Source organism: Sulfurisphaera sp., assembly GCF_059755235.1.
Window position 1 is genome coordinate 1 of record NZ_DBPRYF010000050.1, and the last position, 4355, is coordinate 4355.

Annotated in this window: 3 protein-coding genes and 1 pseudogene; 2 read left to right on the plus strand and 2 right to left on the minus strand. The window is 35.3% G+C overall.

What is annotated here, in order from left to right:
* Window positions 1-7: 7 nt before the first annotated feature.
* Both asd and ilvD read right to left on the minus strand, forming a co-directional pair.
* Complete coding sequence (gene asd, locus AC3OCB_RS10780; RefSeq protein WP_498342498.1) at window positions 8-1078, minus strand: aspartate-semialdehyde dehydrogenase; 1071 nt, start codon at window positions 1076-1078, stop codon at window positions 8-10.
* 80 nt (window positions 1079-1158) lie between these two features.
* Entirely contained in the window at window positions 1159-2841 is a 1683-nt protein-coding gene (gene ilvD / locus AC3OCB_RS10785) for a dihydroxy-acid dehydratase (protein ID WP_498342500.1), read from the minus strand.
* A gap of 113 nt (window positions 2842-2954) precedes the next feature.
* Between ilvD and AC3OCB_RS10790 the strand changes: the two genes are divergently transcribed.
* Both AC3OCB_RS10790 and AC3OCB_RS10795 read left to right on the plus strand, forming a co-directional pair.
* Window positions 2955-3767: a hypothetical protein gene (locus AC3OCB_RS10790; RefSeq protein WP_498342502.1), complete on the plus strand. Its 813-nt coding sequence runs from the start codon at window positions 2955-2957 to the stop codon at window positions 3765-3767.
* 202 nt (window positions 3768-3969) lie between these two features.
* A pseudogene (locus AC3OCB_RS10795) lies at window positions 3970-4355 on the plus strand (hypothetical protein); the annotation flags it as partial.

Sequence of the window (4355 nt, forward strand, 5' to 3'; positions counted from 1 at the left end):
AAAAAATTTACTTTTCTAGGTATCCTTTCTCCATCAATAACTCAGCAGCTAATATTCCTCCTCCAGCAGCCCCTCTATCAGTATTGTTCATTAATGATACCATTCTTATCGTTCTCTTGTTAACTTGCTTTATTCTACCTACTACTACGCTCATTCCGGGGATATCACCAGCCCATCTGTCGAAGTAAACTTGTGGTCTATTATCTACGTTAGTCACTAGAATTGGTTTTGATGGCGCAGTGGGTAGTTTTAGTTCTTGTGGTTCTCCCTTAAAATTCTCTAAAGCTTCTTTAACTTTTTCATTCGGAGTTTCCTCTTTAAACGATACATACAATACTTCATAATGGCCGTTTATTGTTGCAATTCTATGTGTAGTTGCAGCTAAGCTTACATCTTCTAACTTTGGTTCATTTACGTTTCTTTTTACTTCGCTTAATAGCCTAAATATTTCTTTAATTGTTTTAGCATCATAAGCATCTCCTAGTGGTAATATATTATCAACTATATCTAGTGACGGAACACCCGGGTAACCAGCACCAGACAAAGATTGAATTGTAGTTATAAGCGCACCATCCATTTTAAACTCTTTAAATATTGCACCTAATGGTATTGCTGCTCCTTGTGCTGTACATAATGGAGTTGTTACAATAAATCCTTTCCATTCTCTCCTTGTCCTCTGTTCATCAATTAGGCTTATTGTGTGTGGATTTAGCTCAGGTACAAGTAATGGAACGTCTGGGTCAAATCTGTGGTCTGGAGAGTTACTAATTACTGGGAAACCTTCCTTTGCAAATTGTTCTTCAATAGGCCCAGCTGCTCCTTGTGGCAATGGTGAAAAGACAATATCAACGTCATCCATTAATTTCGGATCTGTTGGTTTTACTTCCATATCTGCTACTTCTTTAGGAACTTGACCTACTGTTTGCCATCTTACGATCTCTCCATACGGTTTTCCTACAGATCCTTTTCCTGCTAAGTATGCAGGCTTAATGTACGGATGAGTTGATAGCATTCTTACATATTCGATCCCCACTAGTCCAGTTGCTCCTAATATTGCAGCTTTTAGAGTTCTCCTCATGAGTATCATCTAGTTATATGAATTTCAAAAATATAAGCTTACTTTAAAAATATAAGCTTTACAATTTAGCAAAAAACGGTTTATGTTAAAAGTACAGCCCCCATAGAGGAAGATGAGACTAGTTTAGCATACTGGGCCAATAGTCCACTCTTATATCTTGGCGGTGGAGGAGTCCATTCATCAGCTCTTTTCTTTAATTCCTCTTGAGGTAGATCTACCTCAAGTCTTCCGTTATTCGCATCAATGATTATTGTATCGCCATCTCTCAGTAAAGCGATTGGCCCTCCTACTGCAGCTTCCGGAGCTACATGACCCACCATTATTCCTCTGGTAGCTCCGGAAAACCTTCCATCTGTGATTAAGGCAACTTTTTCACCTAATCCTTGACCTACTATAGCGCTAGTTACTGCTAACATTTCTCTCATACCAGGACCTCCTCTAGGTCCTTCATATCTGATTACAACAACATCATTTTCTTGTATCTTCTCTTCTAGGACAGCTTTAAATGCCTCCTCTTCTGAGTTAAACACTCTAGCAGGCCCCTTATGATATCTGACCTTAGTTGCAGATACTTTTATTACAGCGCCTTCTGGAGCTAAAGAACCTTTGAGAATTCTTATCCCTCCAGCAGGGTTGAATGGATTCTTTACATCTCTTACTATATGATCATGAGGAACGTTAGGTAATTTGTATTCTTCTAGGTTTTGTTTCAGTGTTTTTCCAGTAACAGTTATCGTATCTCCATGAAGTAAGCCAGCATCTAACAGTTTCTTTAATAATACGGGAACACCTCCAACTCTATGTAAATCATACATTGCATATTCTCCACCAGGCTTTAGATTCATAATCTCTGGTGTTCTCATGCTTATCCTATCGAAGTCGTCTAACGTTAGTTTGATTCCGGCCTCATGAGCAATAGCCAATAAGTGAAGTACCGCATTTGTGGATCCTCCAGATGCCATTAATGTTGTAATAGCGTTTTCAAAAGCCTCAAATGTTAATATATCTCTTGGTTTTAATCCAATCTCCATCACTTGCATCAATGCCTTCCCCGTTTCATAAGCATATTTAGTCCTTGCAGAGTCAACAGCTGGTGGTGATGCGCTCCCGGGTAAAGCCAGTCCTAAAGCCTCAGTTATCATACCCATTGTGTTTGCGGTATATAGTCCACCACAAGTCCCTGGACCCGGTATTGCATTATCTTCCATTAATCTTAAGTCCTCAGCTGTTATTTTTCCTTTCGAATAAGCACCTACGGCTTCATAAACGTCTTGTATTGTTATGGGCTTCCCTCTAAAGTTACCTGGTAGTGTAGTTCCTCCATACATTATAATCGAAGGAAGATTTAACCTAGCCATTGCCATCATCATTCCGGGTGAAGTTTTGTCACACCCAGCTAAAGCCACAAAGCCATCATACCCATGGGCATTAACAACTAATTCTACAGTATTTGCTACGATCTCCCTGCTCACCAATGAATACTTCATTCCTTCACTTCCCATTGCTATTCCATCGATGACTACTGGTGCCGTAAAAACTCTAGGAGTTCCTCCGCCACTTCTAACACCTTCCTTTACTACGTTTGATAATCCTAGTAAATGTATGTTACAAGGCCCAGCTTCATTCCAAGATACTGCAACTCCTACAATAGGCTTTGCATTTATATCTTCATCAGTAAGTCCCATAGCTTTTAAAAAAGCTCTGTTAGGTGCTTTCTCGTATCCTCCATAAGTTATACTTGACCTTTTCTTTTTGTCTGACATTGCAATAAAAGATATCGTTTAAACAATTTAAAAGATTTCTAAAGCTATGTTTACGTTTATCGAAAATTAAATAAAGAAAAGTTTTAAATAGAAAGTAAACTAAAATATTTTTGATGATAGAAAAAGAAATCACATTCACGTTGAATGTTAGTAAAAAAGAATTTATGATGCTCGTAGCCAGTCCAGTAAACCTACCAAAATTTTGGATGTTTTTAAAAGATATCAAAATAATCAATCAGGAGGAGTACATTGCAAAGTTTAAGGTATTTATGAATTTTAAGTTTAAGATGAAGAGAACAATTTTCCCTAGCCAAGTCATTCATGAAGGCTATATGGATTTTCCTAAAGCTATGTTTAGGTTTATTGTTGAGGTTTTAGAGAACAGAAGAGGCATAGTAGTCTCAGTTAAAGGACAATATCAAGGCCCATTAGAATTTTTAGCACCTTCACCGATGAAAAGTTTTCTTGAGAACTTTAGAGATAAAATTCAAGAATATTACAAGAAGAAAGAAGAAGTTTTTACTTCTCAAGAATTATTTAAGAAATTAACTGAAGATAGTAGAGGTAAAGAAATAGTTGCAGTTATTGATTTGAATGAAAATCTTTATACACTTACGTTCAACAACGGGAAACTAGAGAAAGTAGAGGAAGAGGATTCAACTTCATTTCTAACAAAGCTTCTTACATATTCTGGCTTTATTAAGCTAATAAGAGAAGAGGAAACTTTCGAAGAAGAGTTTGCTGATATATCTGATATAATGGAAAAATTAGTTCAATATAGCTTAGGAAAAGAAATAACAGCAAAAATAGAGGCTAAAGATAGAGTTTATCTGATAAAACTTAAAGATGGAAAGATAATATATAATGAAATCGATCCTACATACAAGGGAGAAGTAAAACTACTTGAGGTAAGTGAACAACAATAGTTTGCATATTTATGTGCTAAAAATCTTACTATACTTATACTATACTTATAGTTATATCATTTATTATTACTTCTTCGAATCTTTCTCCAAGAGCGTTGATTTAATCTTTAATACTATATAATTACAATTAACTGTATTTAAGGTTTTTTCATAACTTCTTTGTAAAGAACTTTTATAAAGCATACACTGTATAATGAGATATATGAAGAGTTACATAATTGAAGAAAAAGTTGATGCTGATATCAAGGCTTTATCTAGTATTATAAAAGATCCAGATTTTATTCTCTCTTACATTCCTTATCAGGTAGAAAGAGGAAGAAATGAAATAACTGTGCGATTCTCAAGATTTTTACTATTTTCATTTAAGGATAAATTCGAAATAGAAGGGAAAATAAACACAGATGGATCTAGTACATACAAACTTGGATCGGAAAGAAAGAACAGATTCGAAATTTCTATATCTATAAAAGAAGAAAAAAATTTAGTTACCGTTGAAGTCAAATATAGTGGAGAAAAAGAATGGATAGTTAACAAATACTTAAAAGAAATCGGAGAAAGTATTTTAAATGGAATTAAAGAAGAGGCTAA

Excerpts from the sequence above, each read along its gene's own strand:
- asd (WP_498342498.1), bottom strand. The coding sequence starts at position 1,078 with ATGAGGAGAACTCTAAAAGCTGCAATATTAGGAGCAACTGGACTAGTG.
- ilvD (WP_498342500.1), bottom strand. The coding sequence starts at position 2,841 with ATGTCAGACAAAAAGAAAAGGTCAAGTATAACTTATGGAGGATACGAG.
- AC3OCB_RS10790 (WP_498342502.1), top strand. The coding sequence starts at position 2,955 with ATGATAGAAAAAGAAATCACATTCACGTTGAATGTTAGTAAAAAAGAA.